Genomic DNA, 18,760 nt, shown 5'->3' on the forward strand with positions numbered 1-18,760 from the left:
GGCGGCCAGGCCGGCCAGAGCTCACGCATCGAGAACTATCTCGGGTTCCCCGACGGGGTGTCGGGCGGGCAGCTGGCCGACCGCGCGCGCCGGCAGGCCGAGAAGTTCGGCGCCGAACTGATCACCGCCCGCAAGGCCGTCGCGCTCGAGGTGAACGGCCCCAAACGCACCGTGCGGTTCGCCGACGGCGGCTCCATCGACGCGCACGCGGTCATCCTGGCCACCGGCGTCGCCTACCGGAACCTCGACGCCGAGGGCTGCACCGAGCTGACCGGTTGCGGCGTCTACTACGGCGCGGCCGTCTCGGTGGCGGCGGAATGCCAGGACGAGGAGGTGTACGTGGTCGGCGGGGCCAACTCGGCCGGCCAGGCCGCCATGTACCTGTCGCGGCACGCCAAGTCGGTGACCATCGTGGTCCGGGCCCCGTCGTTGGAAGCGTCGATGTCTTACTACCTGATCCAGCAGATCGAGCAGAACCCGAAGATCACCGTGCGCACCTGCACCGAGGTGCAGCGGGCCAGCGGCGACGACCACCTGGAGAAGCTGACCCTGGTCAACAACCGCACCGGTGAGCGGGAGGAGGTCGCCTGCGCCCGCATGTTCATCTTCATCGGCGCCGCGCCCCGCACCGACTGGCTCGACGGCGTGCTGGCCCGCGACGACCACGGCTTCATCCTCACCGGCCCGGACCTGCGCAACGTGTGCGGCTGGACGCTGGACCGCCCGCCGCACCACCTGGAGACCAGCGTGCCGGGGGTGTTCGCCACCGGCGACGTGCGCGCCGAATCCGCCAAGCGGGTGGCGGCGGCGGTCGGCGAGGGATCGATGGCCGTGATGCTGGTGCACCGCTACCTGGCGGAATCGTGACCACGAAGACGCCCTGCCAGCCCGACGAGCTGCGCACCCTGTTCCTGTTCGAGGCGCTCAACGACGAGCAGCTGGCGACGCTGTGCAGCAGCGGGCACATCGCGAACTACGAACCAGGGCCGATCTGCGTCGAGGGTGAACCCGCGACCTGCTTCTACGTCCTGATCGAGGGCGAGCTGACGATGTCCAAGCTCTCCGGCGGCCAGGACATCGAGACCAACCGCACCTCGCAGCGCGGCGTGTACGCCGGCGCCTGGCGGGCGTTCACCGGTGGCAACCAGAAGAGCTACGACGCCTCGGTGCACGTGACGAAGCCGTCGCGGTTCTTCGTCATGGACGCGCCGGTGTTCGCCCAGTTCATGCGCGACCAGTTCCCGATGGCCGTGCACCTGCTCGACGGCATCGCGGTGGGCACGGACCGGACCCGGCGCATCATCGACAACCGGGAGAAGCTGCTGGCGCTGGGACGATTGTCGGCCGGCCTGACTCATCAGCTGAACAACCCCGCGGCGGCCATCGCCCGGGCGGCGGCCGATCTGCGCGGCCGGGTCGCGGGGATGCGGGGCAAGCTGGCGAAGCTCGCCGACGGCACCGTCAGCCCCGAAGCGCTCAGCGCGCTGGTCCGCCTGCAGCAGGGGGTCGCCGAGCAGGTTGCGAAGTCGGCCTCGGAGCACCTGAGCGCCCTGGAGACCGCCGACCGCGAGGATGCCGTCGGCGAGTGGCTGGAAGACCACGGCATCGAGGGCGGCTGGGACATCGCGCCGACCTTCGTCGAAGGCGGCATCGACACCGCGTGGTTGGAGCGGATTTCCACGGTCAGCGAGGAACTCGCGTCCACCTCGTTGGAGGAGGCGATCCGATGGATCAACTACACCATCGAGAGCGAGCTGCTGATGAATCAGGTTCTCGAGGCGAGCAAACGCATTTCGGCGCTGGTCGCCGACGCCAAGCAGTATTCGCAGATGGACCGGGCGCCGTTCCAGGTGGCCAACGTGCACGAGTTGCTGCGCAGCACGCTGTCGATGTTCGCCGACCGGCTCGGACCGGGCGCCAACATCACCGTGGTGAAGGAACTGGACAAGTCGCTTCCCGAGATCCCCTGCTACCCGGGTGACCTCAACCAGGTGTGGACCAACATCATCGACAACGCCGTCGCCGCGATGCGCGACACCGGCGGCACGCTGACCATCCGCACCTGCCGGGAGGGCGAAAACATGGCCCGCGTCGAGATCTGCGACACCGGCCCCGGCATCCCGGACGGCGTGCGCGAACACATCTTCGAGCCGTTTTTCACCACCAAACCGTTCGGCGAGGGCACCGGGCTGGGCCTCGATCTGGCCTGGAACATCGTCGTGAAGAAACACCGCGGGGACCTGCGGGTGGAATCCGAGCCGGGCGACACTCGGTTCATCGTCTTGCTCCCCCTGGAGCTGCCTCCCGCGGTGGACGTCGAGCAGCCGGAATAGCAGTCGTGGGGCCGCGGTTGGGAACGACCATGACCGATGCTCAGACCAGCAAGCCAGATCTCGGCCGATTCGGCGTGTTCGGGCGCGGCGTCTCGCCCGAACAGGCGCAGGCGATCGAGTCCCTGGGGTACGGGGCCGTCTGGGTGGGCGGGTCGCCGCCCGCCGAGCTGGCCTGGGTGGAGCCGCTGCTGGCGGCGACGAGCACCCTGCAGGTGGCCACCGGCATCGTCAACATCTGGACCGCGCCCGCGGCGCCGGTGGCCGAGTCGTTCCACCGCATCGACCGGGCCTATCCGGGCCGCTTCCTGCTCGGCATCGGGGTGGGGCATCCCGAGGCCCACACCGAATACCGGAAGCCCTACGACGCGCTGACCGACTACCTGGACCAGCTCGACGCGCACGGCGTCCCCCCGCACCGCCGGGTGGTGGCCGCGCTGGGGCCGCGGGTGCTGACGCTGTCCGCGCAGCGCGCGGCCGGCGCGCACCCATACCTGACCACGCCGGAGCACACCGCGCGGGCCCGCGAGTTGATCGGCGCGGACGCCTTCCTGGCGCCGGAGCACAAGGTGGTGCTCACCACGGACGCGGAGAAGGCCCGCGCGGTGGGCCGCAAAGCCCTCGACGTGTATTTCAACCTGGCCAATTACCGCAACAGCTGGAAGCGGCTCGGCTTCTCCGAGGATGAGGTCACCCGACCGGGCAGCGATCGCCTGGTCGACGCGGTGGTCGCCTACGGCACGCCCGACGCGATCGCGGCGCGGCTGACCGAGCACCTCACGGCCGGCGCCGACCACGTGCCCGTGCAGGTGTTGACGAAAGATGACAACCTGGTGCCGGCTCTGACCGAACTGGCGGGGCCGCTCGGGCTGACGCAGCGCTGAGCCGAACGGACGGGGAGGAACGCCGATGACCGAGGTAGCGGGGCTGAAGCCGGAGCTGGGTCGTTATGGCGTGTGGCTGCCCAACCGATCGCTGACCCCGGAACTGACCGCGGGCATCGAGGCGCTGGGCTACGGGGCCGCCTGGGCCGGCGCCTCGCCGGACGCCGAGCTGGCGTGGGTGGAACCCGCCCTGGCGCAGACGACGTCGCTGCAGCTGGCCACCGGGATCGTCAACGTCTGGAACGCGCCGGCGCCGACCGTCGCCGCGTCCTTCCAGCGCATCGAGGCCGCGCACCCGGGCAGGTTCGTGCTGGGCGTCGGCGTGGGCCACCCCGAGCACACGCAGGAGTACGTCAAGCCCTACGACGCGCTGGTCAACTACCTCGACGCGCTCGACGCTGCGGTGGTGCCGACGAGCCGCCGGGTCCTCGCCGCGCTGGGGCCGCGGGTGCTGCGCCTGGCGGCCGAGCGCAGCGCGGGCGCGCACCCATACCTGACCACGCCCGAACACACCGCCAAGGCGCGGGAGTTGCTGGGCGGGACAGTGTTTTTGGCGCCGGAGCACAAGGTTGTCCTAACCACCGACGCCGATGAGGCGCGCGCCGTCGGCCGGCAAACCGTGGACTACTACCTTTCCCTGAGCAATTACGTGCACAACTGGCTGCGCCTGGGATTCACCGAGGCCGACGTGCGCAAGCCCGGCAGCGACCGGCTGATCGACGCGGTGGTGGCCTACGGCACCCCGGAGGAGATCGCGCGGCGGCTGAACGAACACCTGGAGGCGGGCGCCGATCACGTGGCGATCCAGGTGTTGGGCGCCGGCGACGAGCAGGCCGTGCTGGCGGGGCTGGGTGAATTGGCGGGACCGCTCGGGTTAACCCCCCACGCCTGACCGACCCGCTCGGTTAGGGTTTCACCCATGCGGCTTCTGGTCACCGGCGGCGCGGGCTTCATCGGCGCCAATTTCGTGCACAGCACCGTCCGCGAACACCCCGAGGATTCCGTGACGGTGCTCGACGCGCTGACCTACGCGGGCCGGCGCGAGTCGCTGGCCGACGTCGAGGACGCCATCGAGCTGGTGGTGGGCGACATCAGCGACGCCGAGCTGGTGTCCAAGCTGGTCGCCGACTCCGACGCCGTCGTGCATTTCGCGGCGGAGAGCCACGTCGACAACGCCCTGGACGATCCGGCGCCGTTCCTGCACACCAACGTCGTCGGCACGTTCACCATCCTGGAGGCGGTGCGGCGCCACGGCGTTCGGCTGCACCACATTTCGACCGACGAGGTCTACGGCGACCTGGAACTCGACGACACCAAGCGGTTCACCGAGGCGACGCCCTACAACCCCTCGAGCCCGTATTCGGCGACCAAGGCCGCCGCCGACATGCTGGTGCGGGCCTGGGTGCGGTCCTATGGCGTGCGCGCCACCCTGTCGAACTGCTCGAACAATTACGGGCCCTACCAGCACGTCGAGAAGTTCATCCCGCGCCAGATCACCAACGTGCTCACCGGCCGGCGTCCCAAGCTGTACGGCAGCGGGGCCAACGTGCGCGACTGGATTCACGTCGACGACCACAACAGCGCCGTGCGCCGCATCCTGGAGAAGGGCGAGATCGGCCGGACCTACCTGATCAGTTCCGAGGGCGAGCGCGACAACCTGACCGTGCTGCGCACGCTGCTGAAGAAGATGGGCCGCGAGCCCGACGATTTCGACCACGTCACGGACCGCGTCGGCCACGATCTGCGTTACGCCATCGACCCGTCCACGCTCTACGACGAATTATGTTGGGCACCAAAGCATACCGACTTTGAGGAGGGGCTGGATGCCACCATCGACTGGTACCGCGCCAACGAATCGTGGTGGCGGCCGTTGAAGGACGCCGCCGAGGCCCGTTACGCGCAGCGGGGCCAGTGACGTGAAAGCACGCGAATTGAAGGTCCCCGGCGCCTGGGAGATCACCCCGACCATCCACGGCGATTCGCGCGGGCAGTTCTTCGAGTGGCTCACCGACAAGGGTTTCAGCTCGTTCGCCGGCCACAGCCTGGACGTCAAGCAGGCCAACTGCTCGGTGTCGTCGGCGGGCGTGCTGCGCGGCCTGCATTTCGCACAGCTGCCACCCAGCCAAGCCAAATACGTGACCTGCGTGCGGGGGTCGGTGTTCGACGTGGTGGTCGACATCCGCGAGGGCTCACCGACGTTCGGTCATTGGGACTCGGTGCTGCTCGACGACACCGACCGCAGGACGATTTACCTGTCCGAGGGCCTGGCGCACGGCTTCCTTGCCCTGCAAGACAATTCAACAGTCGTCTATTTGTGCTCGGCGGAATACAACCCGGGTCGCGAGCACACCATCCGCGCCACCGACCCGGCGCTGGCGATCGAGTGGCCGCTGGTCGACGGCGCACCGCCGACGTTGTCGGAGCGCGACGCGGCGGCACCGAGTTTCGACGACGTGCGGTCCTCGGGGCTGCTTCCCAGCTGGGAGGACACCCAGGCCTTCATCGACGGCCTGCGCGCCTGAAAGACGCGATCCCGCAACGGTTGGGGCCGGTGCCGCCTGCGCGACGGCGAACGCGCGGCGCGAAACGACGGGCGAGGGGTCCACTCCGGCTATTTACGCCCCGACGATGGCTCGGTTACCGTAAACTCGCCCTCTTTGGCTCACGGTGACTATAAGATGACGCCGATAACGAGCCCTGCGCACTGACGGGGGAGGCGATGAAGCTCGGGCAGGTGTTCGATCCGCGCAACAATGCGTTGAACGCGTGGCGGCTTGCCCTGGCCGGCGAGGTTGTCTTCTGGCACACCTACCCCATTCACGGCCACCTCCCGAATGTGCGGACGGTGTTGCAACTGCTGCTGTGCGGCGGGGTGGACGGCTTCTTCGCGATCTCCGGTTTCCTGATCACCGCGAGCTGGCTGAGCAACCCGCGCCTGCGGGAATACCTGGCCGCCCGCGCCCTGCGCATCCTGCCGGGCTTCTACGTCTGCATGATCGTCACCGCCTTCGTCTTCGCGCCGCTCAGCGTCGCGATCCAGGGCGGCTCCGCTCTCAAGCTCGTCCTGTCCGGGGCGCCGCTCGAATACGTCGCGGAGAACGCCGCGGTCGCCTGGCTCAAGCCCGATGTCGGTGGCACGCCGCACGGTATCCCCAACGCGGGAATCTGGAACGCGTCGCTGTGGTCGCTGATCTGGGAAGTCATGTGCTATCTGGTCGTCGCGCTGATCGGGGTGGCCGGGCTCGCCAACCGCCGCTGGGTGTCCCCGGCGATCATGGTCGCGGCGGCGCTCGGGGCGGCGACGCTGCCGGGCATCAAATTCCCCGACGTGCTGCACCACCAGGAGGGGGACGTGCGGACGGCGCTGTTCTTCCTGGCGTGCCGCTCGGCCGTCATGTTCGCGGCCGGGGCGCTGCTGTATCAGTGGCGCGACGTGATCCCCGCGCGCTGGTGGTTGGTGGCGGTGAGCGTGGTCATCGTCGTCGCCGCCGGCCAGCTGCCCGACTACCGCGTGGTCGGCGCCCTCCCCCTCGCCTACGCCGTCGTGGTCTCTGGATCGCTGGTGCGCAACCGGCGACTGTGGCTGCGCACCGATTTGTCCTACGGCATGTACATCTACGCCTACCCGGTCCAGCAAATCCTGGCCGTCTGCGGGTTGGTCGCCCTGAGCCCGTTGCTGTTCAGCGGCGTGGTGGCGGCGGTGACGGCACCGCTGGCCGCGGCGAGCTGGTTCCTCGTCGAGAAGCCCGCCAGGTCGTTGAAGAAGCGTTTCAAGGGCCACCCGCTGAGCACCCAGGACCCGCCTGCGGTGGCGCGCCCGCCGGAAGTTACGGGCGCCACCTGAATTGGTGGACGCCACCTGATCAAGCCGCCCCGCGCAGCGGCCCGTACCCGATAGCATGACGCGGGAGCACGGGGGTGCCGGACGGGGCGGAGGCTGAATGAAGCTTGAGCAGGTTTTCGATCCACGGAACAACGCGTTCAACGCGTTTCGGTTGGCGCTCGCCGCCGAGGTGATGCTGTTCCACTCGTGGCCCGCCACCGGCCACCAGGTGCCGAAACCGATCTTGGAGCTCTTCTTCTCGGTCGGCGTCGACGGATTCTTCGCCATCTCCGGCTTCCTCATCACCCGCAGCTGGCTGTGCGATCCGCGCGTGCGCGACTACCTGACCGCCCGGGCCCTGCGCATCCTGCCCGGTTTCTACATCTGCCTGGTCCTCACCGCCTTCGTCTTCGCGCCGCTCAGCGTGGCGATCGAAGGCGGCTCGGTCAGCAAGCTGCTCGCCTCGGGCGGGCCGATCTCCTACGTCCTGAAGAACGCCGCGGTCGCCTACCTGCAGCCCGGTATCAGCGGAACGCTGAGCCACGTCCCCGGCGGACCCGCGTGGAACGGCTCGATGTGGTCGCTGATCTGGGAGTTGCTGTGCTACTTGGTCGTCGCCGCCATCGGCGTCGCGGGACTGGCGGACAAGCGCTGGATTTCGCCCGCCATCCTGGCGGTGGGCGTGGTCGGCGCGTTGCTGCTCCCGCCGCTGACTTTCCCCGGCACGTGGACAATTCCCCAGCTGGCGGTGCGCTCGGCGATCATGTTCGCCTCGGGGGCCATCATGTACCAGTGGCGGGACGTGATCCCGGCGCGGTGGTCCTTGGTCGCGGTCTGCGTGGTGATCGTGCTGGCGGCCGGTCAGTTGCCGGACTACCGGGTGGTCGGCGCCCTGCCGCTGGCCTACGCCGTCATCGTGTCCGCCTCGCTGATCCACAACCCGCGGTTGCGGTTGCGCACGGATCTGTCCTACGGCCTGTACATCTACGCCTTCCCCGTCCAGCAGTTGCTCGCCGTGTGCGGTGTCGCGCGCCTGCACCCGGCGTTGTTTTTTCTCGTCGCGGTGGCGGCGGTGCTGCCCGTGGCGGCCCTGAGCTGGTTCCTGATCGAGAAGCCGGCGATGTCCTTGAAGCGCCGGTTGCGGCGCAAGTGGGCGGCCCCCGTCGCCTCGAGCTCCGACGAGCCGCTGGACACCAGCAGCGCCCAGGTCGTTGCCGAACGCGGGGCTCCCGACGTCCCGGATCCCGCCTAGGCCGCGCTTCGACGGCGGCGCGCGACAAGGACGGCGGCCCACAGCGCGACGGTGCCGGCCTCCGCGGCCACGCTGAGCGCCGCGTGCGGCGCCGGTTCCCAGCCGTGCTCGGAGAAGCCGAGCAGCCCAACGGTTCTCGAGGCAACGAAGGCGGCCAGGGAGGCGCCGGCGACCGCCCCGCCGGCCCAGCCCAGCCACGCTGGGCCACCCAGCAGGATCGACAGCGCGAGTGCGAACGACAGGCTGGCCTGCACCAGGAATCCGGCTCCGACGTGTGGGACGTGCTGGTAGCCGTGGACGTACAAGTAGGCGTGGCTGTACGCGGCCGCCGCCAGCGACGCGGCGTAGCCGCACCGGATCAGGGCGGTCGCCGGCGTCATTGCAGCGGCCGTTCTTTCAGCGCCAGCACGGTCTCGCCGCTGGTGTAGCTGACCTCGCGAACGCCCAGCGCGTCGCGCAGCCGGCCGGCCGGCAACGTCACCGGCTTGGGCGCTGGACCGTCACCCGGGTGGGGCAACGGGTAGGCCGTCGTCGTCCCGCTGTAGAACGTCACGTTGCCCTCGGTTTTCGAGAAGAGTTGGTGCACATGGCCGTTGAGGCAGGTAACCGAGGAGAACCGGCGCAGGTAGCTCAACGCCTGGGTGGCGTCGTCGGTCCCCCAGCCCCACTCGGGATACATCGCGAACAGCGGGATGTGACTGAACACGATGATCGGGGTATCGCTGGACAACCGCGCGACGTCCTTGCGCACGAATTCCAGTTGATCGGCGCCCAGGTGGCCTAGCTTGCGCAGGTTCAACGTGTTGACCAGGGCGATCACGTGCACGCCCGCGATGTCGAAGCTGTACCAGCCGTCACCGGTCGACCCGGCACCGAATGCGGCGCGGTACTTCTGCCCCGCGTCGTCGACGGAGTCGTGTTCGCCCGGCACGGTGAACACGTGCGGCGTCTTCAAGGAGCTCATCATCTGCTTCACCTGGTCGAACTGCGCGGGGCTGGACAGGTGGGTCAGGTCGCCGGTGTGGATGACGAAATCCGGTGTGTAGCCGAGAGTGTTGATCCGGTCGATCGCGTGGCTGAAGGTCCCGGAGACGTCGGGGTTCGGTGCGCCGGTGAACCCGATGTGGCTGTCGCTGACCTGCGCGAAGCGCAGGGCCGGTCGCTGATGCGCGTGCCCGGCCGCGGCCGCCCCGGCGACATGGGAGATGACTTCGCCCCCGGTGACCGCGAAACCGACGGCGGCGCCGAACCAGGCGGTGTGCCGCAGCAATTGGCGGCGGCTCATTGGCATCACGGCGTCACCACCACGGAGCCGTGCATCATCGGGTGGATCGAACAGACGTAGTCGAAAGTGCCTGCGCTGCTGAAGGTGTGGGTGAACGTCGCGCCGGTTCCCATGCCGGGCGAGTGGAAGGTGCCGTCGCTGGCGGCCACGGTGTGCGGTTCCTCGTCGCGGTTGGTCCAGGTGACGGTGGCGCCCGCCTTGACGGTCACCGTCTCTGGCGCGAACGCGAAGTTGTCGATGGTGACCTGATCGCCACGCACCGGCGGCGCGGTGACCGACACCGACGGGGTTGTTTTCGGCACGTCGGCGGCCGGCGCCGGACGCGACGCCGAGCACCCCGCGAGCAGCAGGGGCGCTACCGCGACCGCGGCGAGGGCTGTTCCAGGTTTGGCGATTCTCATGCCTAGGGATAGGCCCGCGGGTTACACCTTCGGCGCGAACACCTCGATGACGCCGTTGGACTCACGAACCATCAACGTGGGCAACGGGTTTGGTGCGATCGGCAGCTGGTGGGTGCGCACCTCACCGGTCGGCGCGAACGACGTCGAGTGACAGGGGCAGCGCAGCGTGTCGTCGGGCGCGTCGAACCACAGGCGGCAACCCTGGTGTGTGCACACCCCGGAGACGGCCTGGGGCCTGCCGTCGACGCGCCGGACGAACCCGGTGACGGTACCGAGGTCGAAGGGACGCATCGTCGCGTCAGGCACCTCGTGGCTGGCGGCGACGCGCTGCCAGCTACCGGCGTTGGGCGTCAGTTCGGCCGCGACGGCGGGACCCCCGGCGCCGGTGCCGATCACCGCGCGGTCCACGGAGACCGCGGTGACCGCCGTCGCCGCGGCGGCCGAGGTGCCGACGATGACCTGGCGCCGGGTGCTGCTCGGGCGCGGCGCGGGCCCCGCCGGTGCACTCGACATCTGTTCGGCCAGCCGGCGGTGCAGGTCGTCGACGAAGGCGGGATCCGGGCCGTCGACACCCCTGCCCGCGGCGCGCAGCTCGATCGCCGTACGGAGCTGCGCCGCCTCGAAGTCGTCGGGCGCAAAGGGTTTGGGCCGCCGACCCCGCAGCAGATCGTCGACGTAGCGCCGCAGCCCCCGCGCGTTCATGGCCGGTCCCCCTCGTTGACTTGGGCCGCCAGCCGCAGCGCGCGGTGTTGCAGCACTTTGGCGTTGGCGACGCTGATGCCGAGCTGCACGGCCGACTCCTTGATCGAAACTCCTTGCAGGAAGCGCAGTTCCAAGATTCTTCGGTACCGGTCGGGCAGGGTGTCGAGCACCTCGGCGACACGCTGCGGCGCGGTGCTGATCGCGTCCTCGCTCTCGGGCGGTTGTTCGATGTCCTCGATGGAGGTTATCTCGCGGCCCAGGGTCTCCCGCCAATGCGCCGCCAGTACCGTGCGCGCCGTCGCCCGCAGGTAGGCCCGCACCTCGGCGACGCTGGCGGTCAACCGCAGGGGCCGCAGGGCGGCCAGGAACACCTCCGCGGTGAGATCCTCCGCGTCGGCGCGGTTGCCCACCCGCGCGAACAGCGTGCGATAGACCCAGGTCGCGTTGTCCTGGTAGACCGCTTCCCAGTCGGGGTAGCCCGCAAAGCCAGAGTCGGGCACCGCGCGCAGGGGTCGCGGGTCGATGGGGTCGCCTTGTGCCGCCACGTGCCTCCTTCACCCGATCAATAGCGGCTCGGGTTACACCCGGCTCAGGGTGCGGCGAGCGAAGCCTGGTCGACCAACAGCTCGTCGAGCTTCGCGGCGGTGGCCGACAGTACCGACGTGGCCACCCCCAGGATTCGGTCGCGCACCCGCGGCTTGGCCGACGCGGGCGGCAGCAGCTGGCCCACGAGGTGGCCGAAGAGGTCCAGGCGGACGGTCGCCAGCCATGCGCTCAGCTCGGGGTCGCCGAACCAGCGCAGCTGGTTGCCGTAGTCGGCCCGCGCGAGGCGTATCCAGTCGAGGTCGGTGTCGGGGTGCGGTAACGGCACGCACAGCGCGTTGCGGGTCGCGTCGTCGGCGTAGGCCGCCTCGACGTGCGCGATGAGCACGGAGCTGAAGATCTGCTGGCAGCCGCGCACGCTTTGCAGCGTGATCCGTTCGTCGTCGAAAATTGTTGTGGCGGGCCGTTTTTCGGCGCCGTCGGCGGTGCAGTCGACATAGAGGGCGGGCCCGGGCACGCGGATCTCGCCGCCATCGAGGACCATCCGGTCGGGTTCGATGCGCCGCAGGTGGCCGAGGCGCACGACGTCGTCGATGCGGCGCAGCTGCTCCAGCTCGGCCCGCGTGACGGTGGCGCAACGGTACATGGTGGGCCGCACGCGCGGGTCGATCCGCAGCAGCGACCCGGCGTTCTCGAGGCGGCCGAACAGATCCTCGGGTGACGTCGCGTCCCGGATGGCGCGCAGCTGAGCGATGAACCCGGCCTTGATCGTGGCGGCGAACGCCGCGCCGGGCTGCATGGTCGCGCGGTCCAGCAGCCAGGAGTCGCGCGGCATGATCCAGGTCAGCCGCTCGGGCACGACACCGTGGCCGAGCAACCACAGGCACGCGTCGATGCCCGTCTTGCCGGCGCCGACGACGACGTAGCGCTGGTGGGCCGCCCGCGAGGGCAACGCGTTGGGCGGGACGCACTCGACGCCGGGTGCCACCGGGTAGGGCGGCGGCCGCATCGACGGGACCGTCACCCGCATGTAGCCGCCGTCGACCACGCGGCGCGTCACGGTGACGGCGTACTCGGCACCACCCAACGTGGTGAAGCGGCCGTCGCCGTGATACTCGCTCATCGGGAAGTAGCTGACCCGCCCGGTGGGCAGCAGCTGCCTGCGCATCACGTGGTCGTAGTAGGCGCACACCTCAGCGGCGCTGGCCAGCTCGTAAAGCCCTTCGTTCCAGCCGGATTGGTCGATCGTGTCGGTTCCCAACCGCAGCGAGTTGACACCGTAGAAGGCCGACGGCTGGTGCAGCCGGACGAACGGGTAGGCGGTGGTCCAGTGCCCCCCGGGTTGGTGGTTGCGGTCGACCACCACCACGCGGGCCCGCGTCTCGGTCACCAGCGTGTCGACGAACGCCATGCTCATGGCGCCGGCCCCGACCACCAGGTAGTCGGCCTCGATGGTGTCCATAGGGACCCCAGGCTAGCCCGTCCGGCGTCAGCGGTCCTCGCCTTCCACCCGCCAGCCGCCCAACTGGTCGTGCCACTGTGTCGGGAACTCCGGCGACATGAAGTCGTTTACGTACGCTGAACAGCCCACCGTGCGGCCGATGTCGAGTGCCGGATCGACCAGATCGCTCAGGTCGACGCCGGTTCCCATCGGCATTATTTGAACGACGCAGTTGCCCACAACGGCGCGCAGGTGCCCGAGGTAATACAGAACGAAAACGTGTTCACCTGGCCGCGGCCCGATAACTTCGTAGGCCTCGGCATTCGGTGTGTGCAGGTCTACCCCCGGCGGACATTCCTGTCGAATCATCTCCCGGATTTCGTGCACTCTTCGTTCACCGTCGGCCGTCCGGTACAACGAGACCGAAAGGTTGCGTTTGCGCCCCGTTTCCTGGTCCGCCCAGCTGCATACAAGTGAGTTATCCCAGAATTTTTCTACACTTTCCGAGGTCGGCCTCTGGTTGCTCGGAAGCATTTCACTGATCCGAAAATACGGTTCCAATATTTTCGCAATGAGGTCGCGGCGGCCAGTATAGCTATCCAATGGCTCAACGCTTCCGCTCACTCCACTTATCCCTTCGTCTGCGGGAACGCTGTAACGATCTTCCCGTCACTTGCCGAAATGACGACACGCGTCGTAAAGACGTAACTGCCGTCCGCGCTCGAAATCCTGCGATAAAGCGCGAATGTGTCGTTGTTTTGGTTGTACTCCACCCGATCTGGTTTGGCCAACGTCTGAGCTATCGAGTAGTCGGCGAGATATCGCCAATTGCCGGCGGTGGGCCAACGCGTGTTGGCGATCTGATCCCACTGGTCGCCGTGCTCCCTCTCGATGTGCATTAACCCATACTTGTCGTTGCCGCAGAATAGAACCGAGTCGCCGCCAGGGAGTGAGCGGTAACCTGCGCTAACCGGGGCGCGATAGAACGTGCGGACGACTTTGTCGGGATCCTGACCTCGCAATCGACACGCTGCCCAGACCTTGGGCTGATAAGGAGGGAATGGTACGGGCGCCGGGGGCGGCTCCTCGGGCAAGGTGTCGTATCCGACGGCCCGATAAGACGGGGCGAGCGATCGCAGCGTTGATGCTCCCGCTTGAGAATCCGCCGTCGTTTGGGCCACCAGTCGGTTGATGTCTCTTGTCTTGGCATTGAGAAATCTCGAGAAATCGGCGGCACCCGCCGCAGTGTCCAGAGCCAGTTCCTGCTGCTTAGCTACAGCCGTTTCAATGTCGATTTCGATAGCCTCGAGCTGTCGCCGTCCCCGAAGAGCACTTTGATAGGCGGTACGCAACGCGGGGCCTACAGCCCGGTCGGCGGCAGCTGGTACCCGCGCAGCCTCGGCCAATTTCGACTCACAGCCGCGTGCTGCATCCGCGCCCTGCCCCGTCTCCTCCGACACGCTGAAACGGTATTTACGGCTCTTGAGCGGGACAAGTCACCCTCCTTGCCAACGCCCGACACCGGTTACTAGGATATCCAAGTAACCCCGTCAACCACACCCGAGGGCACCTCATGACCACACAGATCCCGCACTTCGTCGACGGGAAGCGCACCGCCGGCCAGTCCACCCGCACCGCGGACGTCTTCAACCCGAGCACCGGGCAGGTGCAGGCCCAGGTGCCGCTGGCCGGCCAGGCCGACATCGACGCCGCGGTGGCCTCGGCGGTCGAGGCCCAAAAGGGTTGGGCCGCATGGAATCCACAGCGCCGCGCCCGCGTGCTGATGCGGTTCATCGAGCTGGTGGCCAAGCACAACGACGAGCTGGCCGAGCTGCTGTCCCTCGAGCACGGCAAGACGCTGGCCGACGCCAAGGGCGACATCCAGCGCGGCATCGAGGTGATCGAGTTCTGCCTCGGCATCCCGCACCTGCTCAAGGGCGAGTACAGCGAGGGCGCCGGCCCCGGCATCGACGTGTACTCGCTGCGCCAGCCCCTGGGCGTGGTCGCGGGCATCACCCCGTTCAACTTCCCGGCCATGATCCCCCTGTGGAAGGCCGGGCCGGCGCTGGCGTGCGGCAACGCCTTCGTGCTCAAGCCTTCCGAGCGCGACCCCTCGGTGCCGGTGCGGCTGGCCGAGCTGTTCACCGAGGCGGGCCTGCCGCCGGGCGTGTTCCAGGTGGTGCACGGCGACAAGGAGGCCGTCGACGCCATCCTCAACCACCCCGACATCCAGGCGGTCGGCTTCGTCGGCAGCTCCGACATCGCGCAGTACATCTACTCCGGAGCTGCCGCCACCGGCAAGCGGTCGCAGTGCTTCGGCGGCGCCAAGAACCACATGATCGTGATGCCCGACGCTGACCTCGACCAGGCCGTCGACGCGCTGATCGGCGCCGGATACGGCAGCGCCGGCGAACGCTGCATGGCGATCAGCGTTGCGGTGCCCGTCGGTGAGCAGACCGCGGACCGGTTGCGCGCCCGGCTGATCGAGCGGATCAACAACCTGCGGGTGGGCCACAGCCTGGACCCGAAGGCCGATTACGGCCCGCTGGTCACCGAGGCCGCGCTGACCCGGGTGCGCGACTACATCGCCCAGGGCGTCGAGGCCGGCGCCGAGATCGTCATCGACGGCCGTGACCGCGCCAGCGACGAATTGGCTTACGGCGACGCCTCTCTCGAGGGTGGCTTCTTCATCGGGCCCACGCTGTTCGACCACGTCACCCCGGACATGACCATCTACACCGACGAGATCTTCGGACCGGTGCTGTGCATCGTCCGCGCGCACGACTACGAAGAGGCGCTGCGCCTGCCGTCCGAACACGAATACGGCAACGGGGTCGCGGTATTCACCCGCGACGGTGACGCGGCCCGCGACTTCGTGTCCCGCGTGCAGGTGGGCATGGTCGGCGTCAACGTGCCGATCCCGGTTCCGGTGGCCTATCACACCTTCGGCGGCTGGAAGCGCAGCGGCTTCGGCGACCTCAACCAGCACGGGCCCTCGTCGATCATGTTCTACACCAAGACCAAGACGGTGACGTCGCGGTGGCCGTCCGGCATCAAGGACGGTGCCGAATTCGTCATCCCCACCATGGATTAAGGCCATGTTCGCCCTGAACGACGACGAGCGCGTCATCACCGAGACGGCGGCCGCGTTCGCCGCCAAGCGACTGGCCCCGTACGCCCTGGAATGGGAAGCGGCGCAACACTTTCCGGTTGACGTGCTGCGAGAGTCCGCCGAGTTGGGGATGGCCGCCATCTACTGCCACGAGGACGTCGGCGGCAGCGGCCTGCGCCGCCTCGACGGGGTGCGGATCTTCGAGCAGTTGGCGGCGGCCGACCCCACCACCGCGGCGTTCCTGTCCATCCACAACATGTGCGCGTGGATGATCGACAGCTTCGGCACCCCCGAACAGCGCAAGAGCTGGGTTCCGCGGTTGGCGTCGATGGACGTCATCGCGAGCTATTGCCTCACCGAGCCCAGCGTCGGGTCGGACGCCGGCGCGCTGAGCACGCGCGCGGTCCGGGAGGGCCCGGAAAAAAACGCGGACTACGTGCTCGACGGGGTGAAACAGTTCATCTCCGGCGCGGGCGCCTCGGACGTCTACGTGGTGATGGCGCGCACCGGCGGCACGGAACAGCCCGGCCCCCGCGGCATTTCGGCGTTCATCGTCGAAAAGGGCACGCCGGGGCTCAGTTTCGGGGCGTTGGAGGAGAAGATGGGCTGGCACGCCCAGCCCACCGCGCAGGTCATCCTCGAGGGGGTCCGGGTGCCCGCCGACGCGGTGCTGGGCGGCGCGGACGGGCTGGGCGCCGGCTTCGGCATCGCGATGAACGGCCTCAACGGTGGCCGGCTCAACATCGCCGCCTGCTCGCTCGGCGGCGCGCAGGCCGCCTTCGACAAAGCCGGCGCCTACGTGCGGGACCGCCAGGCGTTCGGGTCCGCCCTGATCGACGAGCCGACCATCCGGTTCACCCTGGCCGACATGGCCACCGGGCTCGAGACGTCGCGAATGATGTTGTGGCGGGCCGCGTCCGCCCTGGACACCGGGGATCCCGACAAGGTCGAGCTGTGCGCGATGGCCAAGCGCTACGTCACCGACACCTGCTACGACGTCGCGGACAAGGCGTTGCAGTTGCACGGCGGCTACGGCTACCTGCGCGAGTACGGTCTGGAGAAGATCGTGCGCGATCTGCGTGTGCACCGAATCCTGGAAGGCACCAACGAGATCATGCGGGTCGTCGTCGGGCGGGCCGAGGCCGCACGGTTCCGAGCAACCGCATAGGAGGGTCGAAGATGACTGAGGCGTTGACCGTCGCGTTCCTGGGCCTGGGCAACATGGGCGCGCCCATGGCGACCAACCTGCTGACCGCCGGCTTCGGTGTGCGCGGGTTCGACCCGGTGCCCGCCGCGGCGGCCGCCGCCGGCGCCAACGGCGTCGCCGTGCTCGACAGCGCCGCCGACGCGGTGGCCGGGGCGGACGTGGTCATCACCATGCTGCCCAACGGTGACATCGTGAAACGCTGCTACGCCGAGGTGCTGCCCGCCGCCCGCGCCGGCGCGCTGTTCATCGACAGCTCCACCATCTCGGTCACCGACGCCCGCGAGGTACACGCGCTCGCCGAGTCGCGGGGCGCGGTCCAGGTGGACGCGCCGGTCTCGGGCGGGGTGAAGGGCGCCGTGGCCGGCACGCTCGCATTCATGGTGGGCGGTGACGAGGAGGCGCTGCAACGCGCCCGGCCCGTCCTGGAGCCCATGGCGGGCAAGGTCATTCACTGCGGCGCGGCGGGGGCCGGGCAGGCTGCCAAGGTGTGCAACAACATGGTGCTGGCGGTGCAGCAGATCGCCATCGGTGAGGCGTTCCTGCTGGCCGAGAAACTCGGCTTGTCGGCGCAGTCGCTGTTCGACGTCATCACCGGCGCGACCGGCAATTGCTGGGCCGTGCACACCAACTGCCCCGTGCCGGGGCCGGTGCCGACGTCGCCGGCCAACAACGGCTTCAAGCCGGGTTTCGCGACCGCGCTGATGAACAAGGACCTGGGCCTGGCCATGGACGCCGTCAACGCGACCGCGTCGTCGGCCCCGCTGGGCCGGCACGCCGCCGAGATCTACGCAAAGTTCGCCGCCGAGCACGCCGACCTCGATTTCAGCGCGGTCATCGAAGCGCTGCGCTGAGCCTTCGCAAACTCAGAAGTCACCGGCGTTGCGCCGCAGCGTCTCGATGGACGACACCAGGCCACGCGCTTCGGCGTCGGTCATGCCGATGTCGGCGAACACCTGCTCGTTGAGGGTGACGGTGGCGTCCTCGACGGTCGAGCGGCCCAGCTCGGTGATCTGCACCAGCGTGGTGCGCCCGTCGGTGGGGTGCGGCACCCGCTGCACCAGGCCGTCGGCCTCGAGGCGGCGGATCGCATGGGTCACGCTCGTCACGTGGACCTGCAAGCGGTCGGACGCCTTGGTGATGGGCAGCGCACCGGTGCGGCTGAACGCCAACAGGCGCAGCAACTCGAACCGCGAAAAGCTCAGGTCGTAGGGACGCAGCGCGGTCTCGACGCGCGCCAACAGGATCTGGTGCGCGCGCATTACGGAGGTGACCGCCATCATGCCCTGCGACACCTCACCCCAGCCCGCGCGCTCCCAGTTGGTGCGCGCCGCGGCGATCGGGTCGGGTTTCGGTTTCGAGGCGGCCACGCCCCTTCTTACCGCACCGCCCCCGCCGGCGGGTGGACCTCACAGCGAGCGTTGCAGCAGATGTCGCAGGTCGGCACCAACCTGCTGACCTCCTCGGTCGCGGTGACCAGCCAGCACTGGGGGACGTCGATCAACCTGAGTTGCGTCTGCCTGGCCCCGCTGAACGCGCATCACGACACGCTGGCGCTGGTGGTGGTGGGCCGCGACGGAAGTCAGACCCGGCTGGCCACCTGGGTGGCCGTGCCCGGTCACACGGCGACGCCCGCGGCCAGCATCTCCACCCCGGTCGACCAGATCGCCGCGGTGCAGGTGGTCGGGGCCGACAACGGGCAGGTACTGCTGCAACGCTCGCTGTGAGGTCCACCCGCCGGCGGGGGCGGTGCGGTAAGAAGGGGCGTGGCCGCCTCGAAACC

19 protein-coding genes and 3 pseudogenes are annotated in these 18,760 nt (G+C 68.8%); 13 read left to right on the forward strand and 9 right to left on the reverse strand.

Annotated elements, in window-relative coordinates; all coding sequences use genetic code 11:
- The 9 genes and pseudogenes from A5714_RS10915 to A5714_RS10950 form a co-directional block, all read left to right on the forward strand.
- Positions 1-867: NAD(P)/FAD-dependent oxidoreductase (locus A5714_RS10915; RefSeq protein ID WP_197513638.1), on the forward strand; the 867-nt coding region annotated here is incomplete at its 5' end.
- A pseudogene (locus tag A5714_RS27600) lies at positions 864-1,223 on the forward strand (cyclic nucleotide-binding domain-containing protein); the annotation flags it as partial. The gene A5714_RS10915 and the pseudogene A5714_RS27600, both read left to right, overlap by 4 nt.
- A gap of 768 nt (positions 1,224-1,991) precedes the next feature.
- A pseudogene (locus tag A5714_RS27605) lies at positions 1,992-2,333 on the forward strand (sensor histidine kinase); the annotation flags it as partial.
- Between the two features lie 29 nt (positions 2,334-2,362).
- Positions 2,363-3,214, forward strand: a complete 852-nt coding sequence (locus tag A5714_RS10925; RefSeq protein WP_068071758.1) for an LLM class F420-dependent oxidoreductase — start codon at positions 2,363-2,365, stop codon at positions 3,212-3,214.
- Positions 3,215-3,239: 25 nt separating this feature from the next.
- Entirely contained in the window at positions 3,240-4,106 is an 867-nt protein-coding gene (locus A5714_RS10930; RefSeq protein WP_068285164.1) for an LLM class F420-dependent oxidoreductase, read from the forward strand.
- Between the two features lie 27 nt (positions 4,107-4,133).
- A complete protein-coding gene (rfbB, locus tag A5714_RS10935; protein ID WP_068285166.1) occupies positions 4,134-5,129 on the forward strand; it encodes a dTDP-glucose 4,6-dehydratase in 996 nt (331 codons plus the stop codon).
- Between the two features lies 1 nt (position 5,130).
- Positions 5,131-5,736, forward strand: coding sequence for a dTDP-4-dehydrorhamnose 3,5-epimerase (gene rfbC / locus A5714_RS10940; protein ID WP_068285168.1), 606 nt, complete (start codon positions 5,131-5,133; stop codon positions 5,734-5,736).
- Between the two features lie 197 nt (positions 5,737-5,933).
- Positions 5,934-7,058, forward strand: coding sequence for an acyltransferase (locus A5714_RS10945; RefSeq protein ID WP_068071767.1), 1,125 nt, complete (start codon positions 5,934-5,936; stop codon positions 7,056-7,058).
- 97 nt (positions 7,059-7,155) lie between these two features.
- Positions 7,156-8,289, forward strand: coding sequence for an acyltransferase (locus tag A5714_RS10950; RefSeq protein ID WP_068285170.1), 1,134 nt, complete (start codon positions 7,156-7,158; stop codon positions 8,287-8,289).
- Here the strand turns inward: A5714_RS10950 and A5714_RS10955 are convergent.
- The 8 genes from A5714_RS10955 to A5714_RS10990 all read right to left on the reverse strand — a co-directional run bounded on the left by A5714_RS10955 (position 8,286) and on the right by A5714_RS10990 (position 14,121).
- Positions 8,286-8,669, reverse strand: a complete 384-nt coding sequence (locus A5714_RS10955) for a hypothetical protein (RefSeq protein WP_068285172.1) — start codon at positions 8,667-8,669, stop codon at positions 8,286-8,288. The two genes, A5714_RS10950 and A5714_RS10955, sit on opposite strands and share 4 nt — an antisense overlap.
- Complete coding sequence (locus tag A5714_RS10960) at positions 8,666-9,574, reverse strand: metallophosphoesterase (RefSeq protein ID WP_068285175.1); 909 nt, start codon at positions 9,572-9,574, stop codon at positions 8,666-8,668. The genes A5714_RS10955 and A5714_RS10960 overlap by 4 nt, the downstream gene beginning before the upstream one ends.
- A 5-nt stretch (positions 9,575-9,579) precedes the next feature.
- Positions 9,580-9,975 carry a cupredoxin family copper-binding protein gene (locus A5714_RS10965; RefSeq protein WP_068071776.1) on the reverse strand — a complete coding sequence of 132 codons (396 nt, stop codon included), beginning with the start codon at positions 9,973-9,975 and terminating at the stop codon, positions 9,580-9,582.
- A 21-nt stretch (positions 9,976-9,996) separates the two neighbouring features.
- A complete protein-coding gene (locus tag A5714_RS10970) occupies positions 9,997-10,677 on the reverse strand; it encodes a Rieske (2Fe-2S) protein (RefSeq protein WP_068285177.1) in 681 nt (226 codons plus the stop codon).
- Positions 10,674-11,222, reverse strand: a complete 549-nt coding sequence (locus tag A5714_RS10975; RefSeq protein WP_068285179.1) for an RNA polymerase sigma factor — start codon at positions 11,220-11,222, stop codon at positions 10,674-10,676. The genes A5714_RS10970 and A5714_RS10975 overlap by 4 nt, the downstream gene beginning before the upstream one ends.
- A 44-nt stretch (positions 11,223-11,266) precedes the next feature.
- Positions 11,267-12,682, reverse strand: a complete 1,416-nt coding sequence (locus tag A5714_RS10980; RefSeq protein ID WP_068285181.1) for an NAD(P)-binding protein — start codon at positions 12,680-12,682, stop codon at positions 11,267-11,269.
- 27 nt (positions 12,683-12,709) lie between these two features.
- Positions 12,710-13,195 (reverse strand): hypothetical protein, encoded by a 486-nt coding sequence (locus tag A5714_RS27100; RefSeq protein WP_369829436.1) that lies wholly within the window; start codon positions 13,193-13,195, stop codon positions 12,710-12,712.
- A 95-nt stretch (positions 13,196-13,290) separates the two neighbouring features.
- A complete protein-coding gene (locus A5714_RS10990; protein ID WP_082959688.1) occupies positions 13,291-14,121 on the reverse strand; it encodes a DUF4226 domain-containing protein in 831 nt (276 codons plus the stop codon).
- Positions 14,122-14,234: 113 nt separating this feature from the next.
- Here A5714_RS10990 and A5714_RS10995 point away from each other — a divergent pair, with 113 nt between their 5' ends.
- The 3 genes from A5714_RS10995 to mmsB are packed head-to-tail and all read left to right on the forward strand — an operon-like array spanning position 14,235 to position 17,831.
- Positions 14,235-15,755, forward strand: coding sequence for a CoA-acylating methylmalonate-semialdehyde dehydrogenase (locus A5714_RS10995; protein WP_068071791.1), 1,521 nt, complete (start codon positions 14,235-14,237; stop codon positions 15,753-15,755).
- Positions 15,756-15,759: 4 nt separating this feature from the next.
- Positions 15,760-16,941, forward strand: a complete 1,182-nt coding sequence (locus tag A5714_RS11000) for an acyl-CoA dehydrogenase family protein (protein ID WP_068285185.1) — start codon at positions 15,760-15,762, stop codon at positions 16,939-16,941.
- Between the two features lie 11 nt (positions 16,942-16,952).
- Complete coding sequence (mmsB, locus tag A5714_RS11005; RefSeq protein ID WP_068071795.1) at positions 16,953-17,831, forward strand: 3-hydroxyisobutyrate dehydrogenase; 879 nt, start codon at positions 16,953-16,955, stop codon at positions 17,829-17,831.
- Positions 17,832-17,843: 12 nt separating this feature from the next.
- On the opposite strand, the gene A5714_RS11010 is transcribed toward mmsB, so the two are convergent.
- Positions 17,844-18,347: a MarR family transcriptional regulator gene (locus A5714_RS11010; RefSeq protein WP_068071797.1), complete on the reverse strand. Its 504-nt coding sequence runs from the start codon at positions 18,345-18,347 to the stop codon at positions 17,844-17,846.
- 60 nt (positions 18,348-18,407) lie between these two features.
- Between A5714_RS11010 and A5714_RS11015 the strand changes: the two are divergent.
- A pseudogene (locus A5714_RS11015) lies at positions 18,408-18,704 on the forward strand (hypothetical protein); the annotation flags it as partial.
- Positions 18,705-18,760: the final 56 nt, after the last annotated feature.

This window comes from Mycobacterium sp. E2462, assembly GCF_001672685.1.
Classification (GTDB): Bacteria; Actinomycetota; Actinomycetes; order Mycobacteriales; family Mycobacteriaceae; genus Mycobacterium.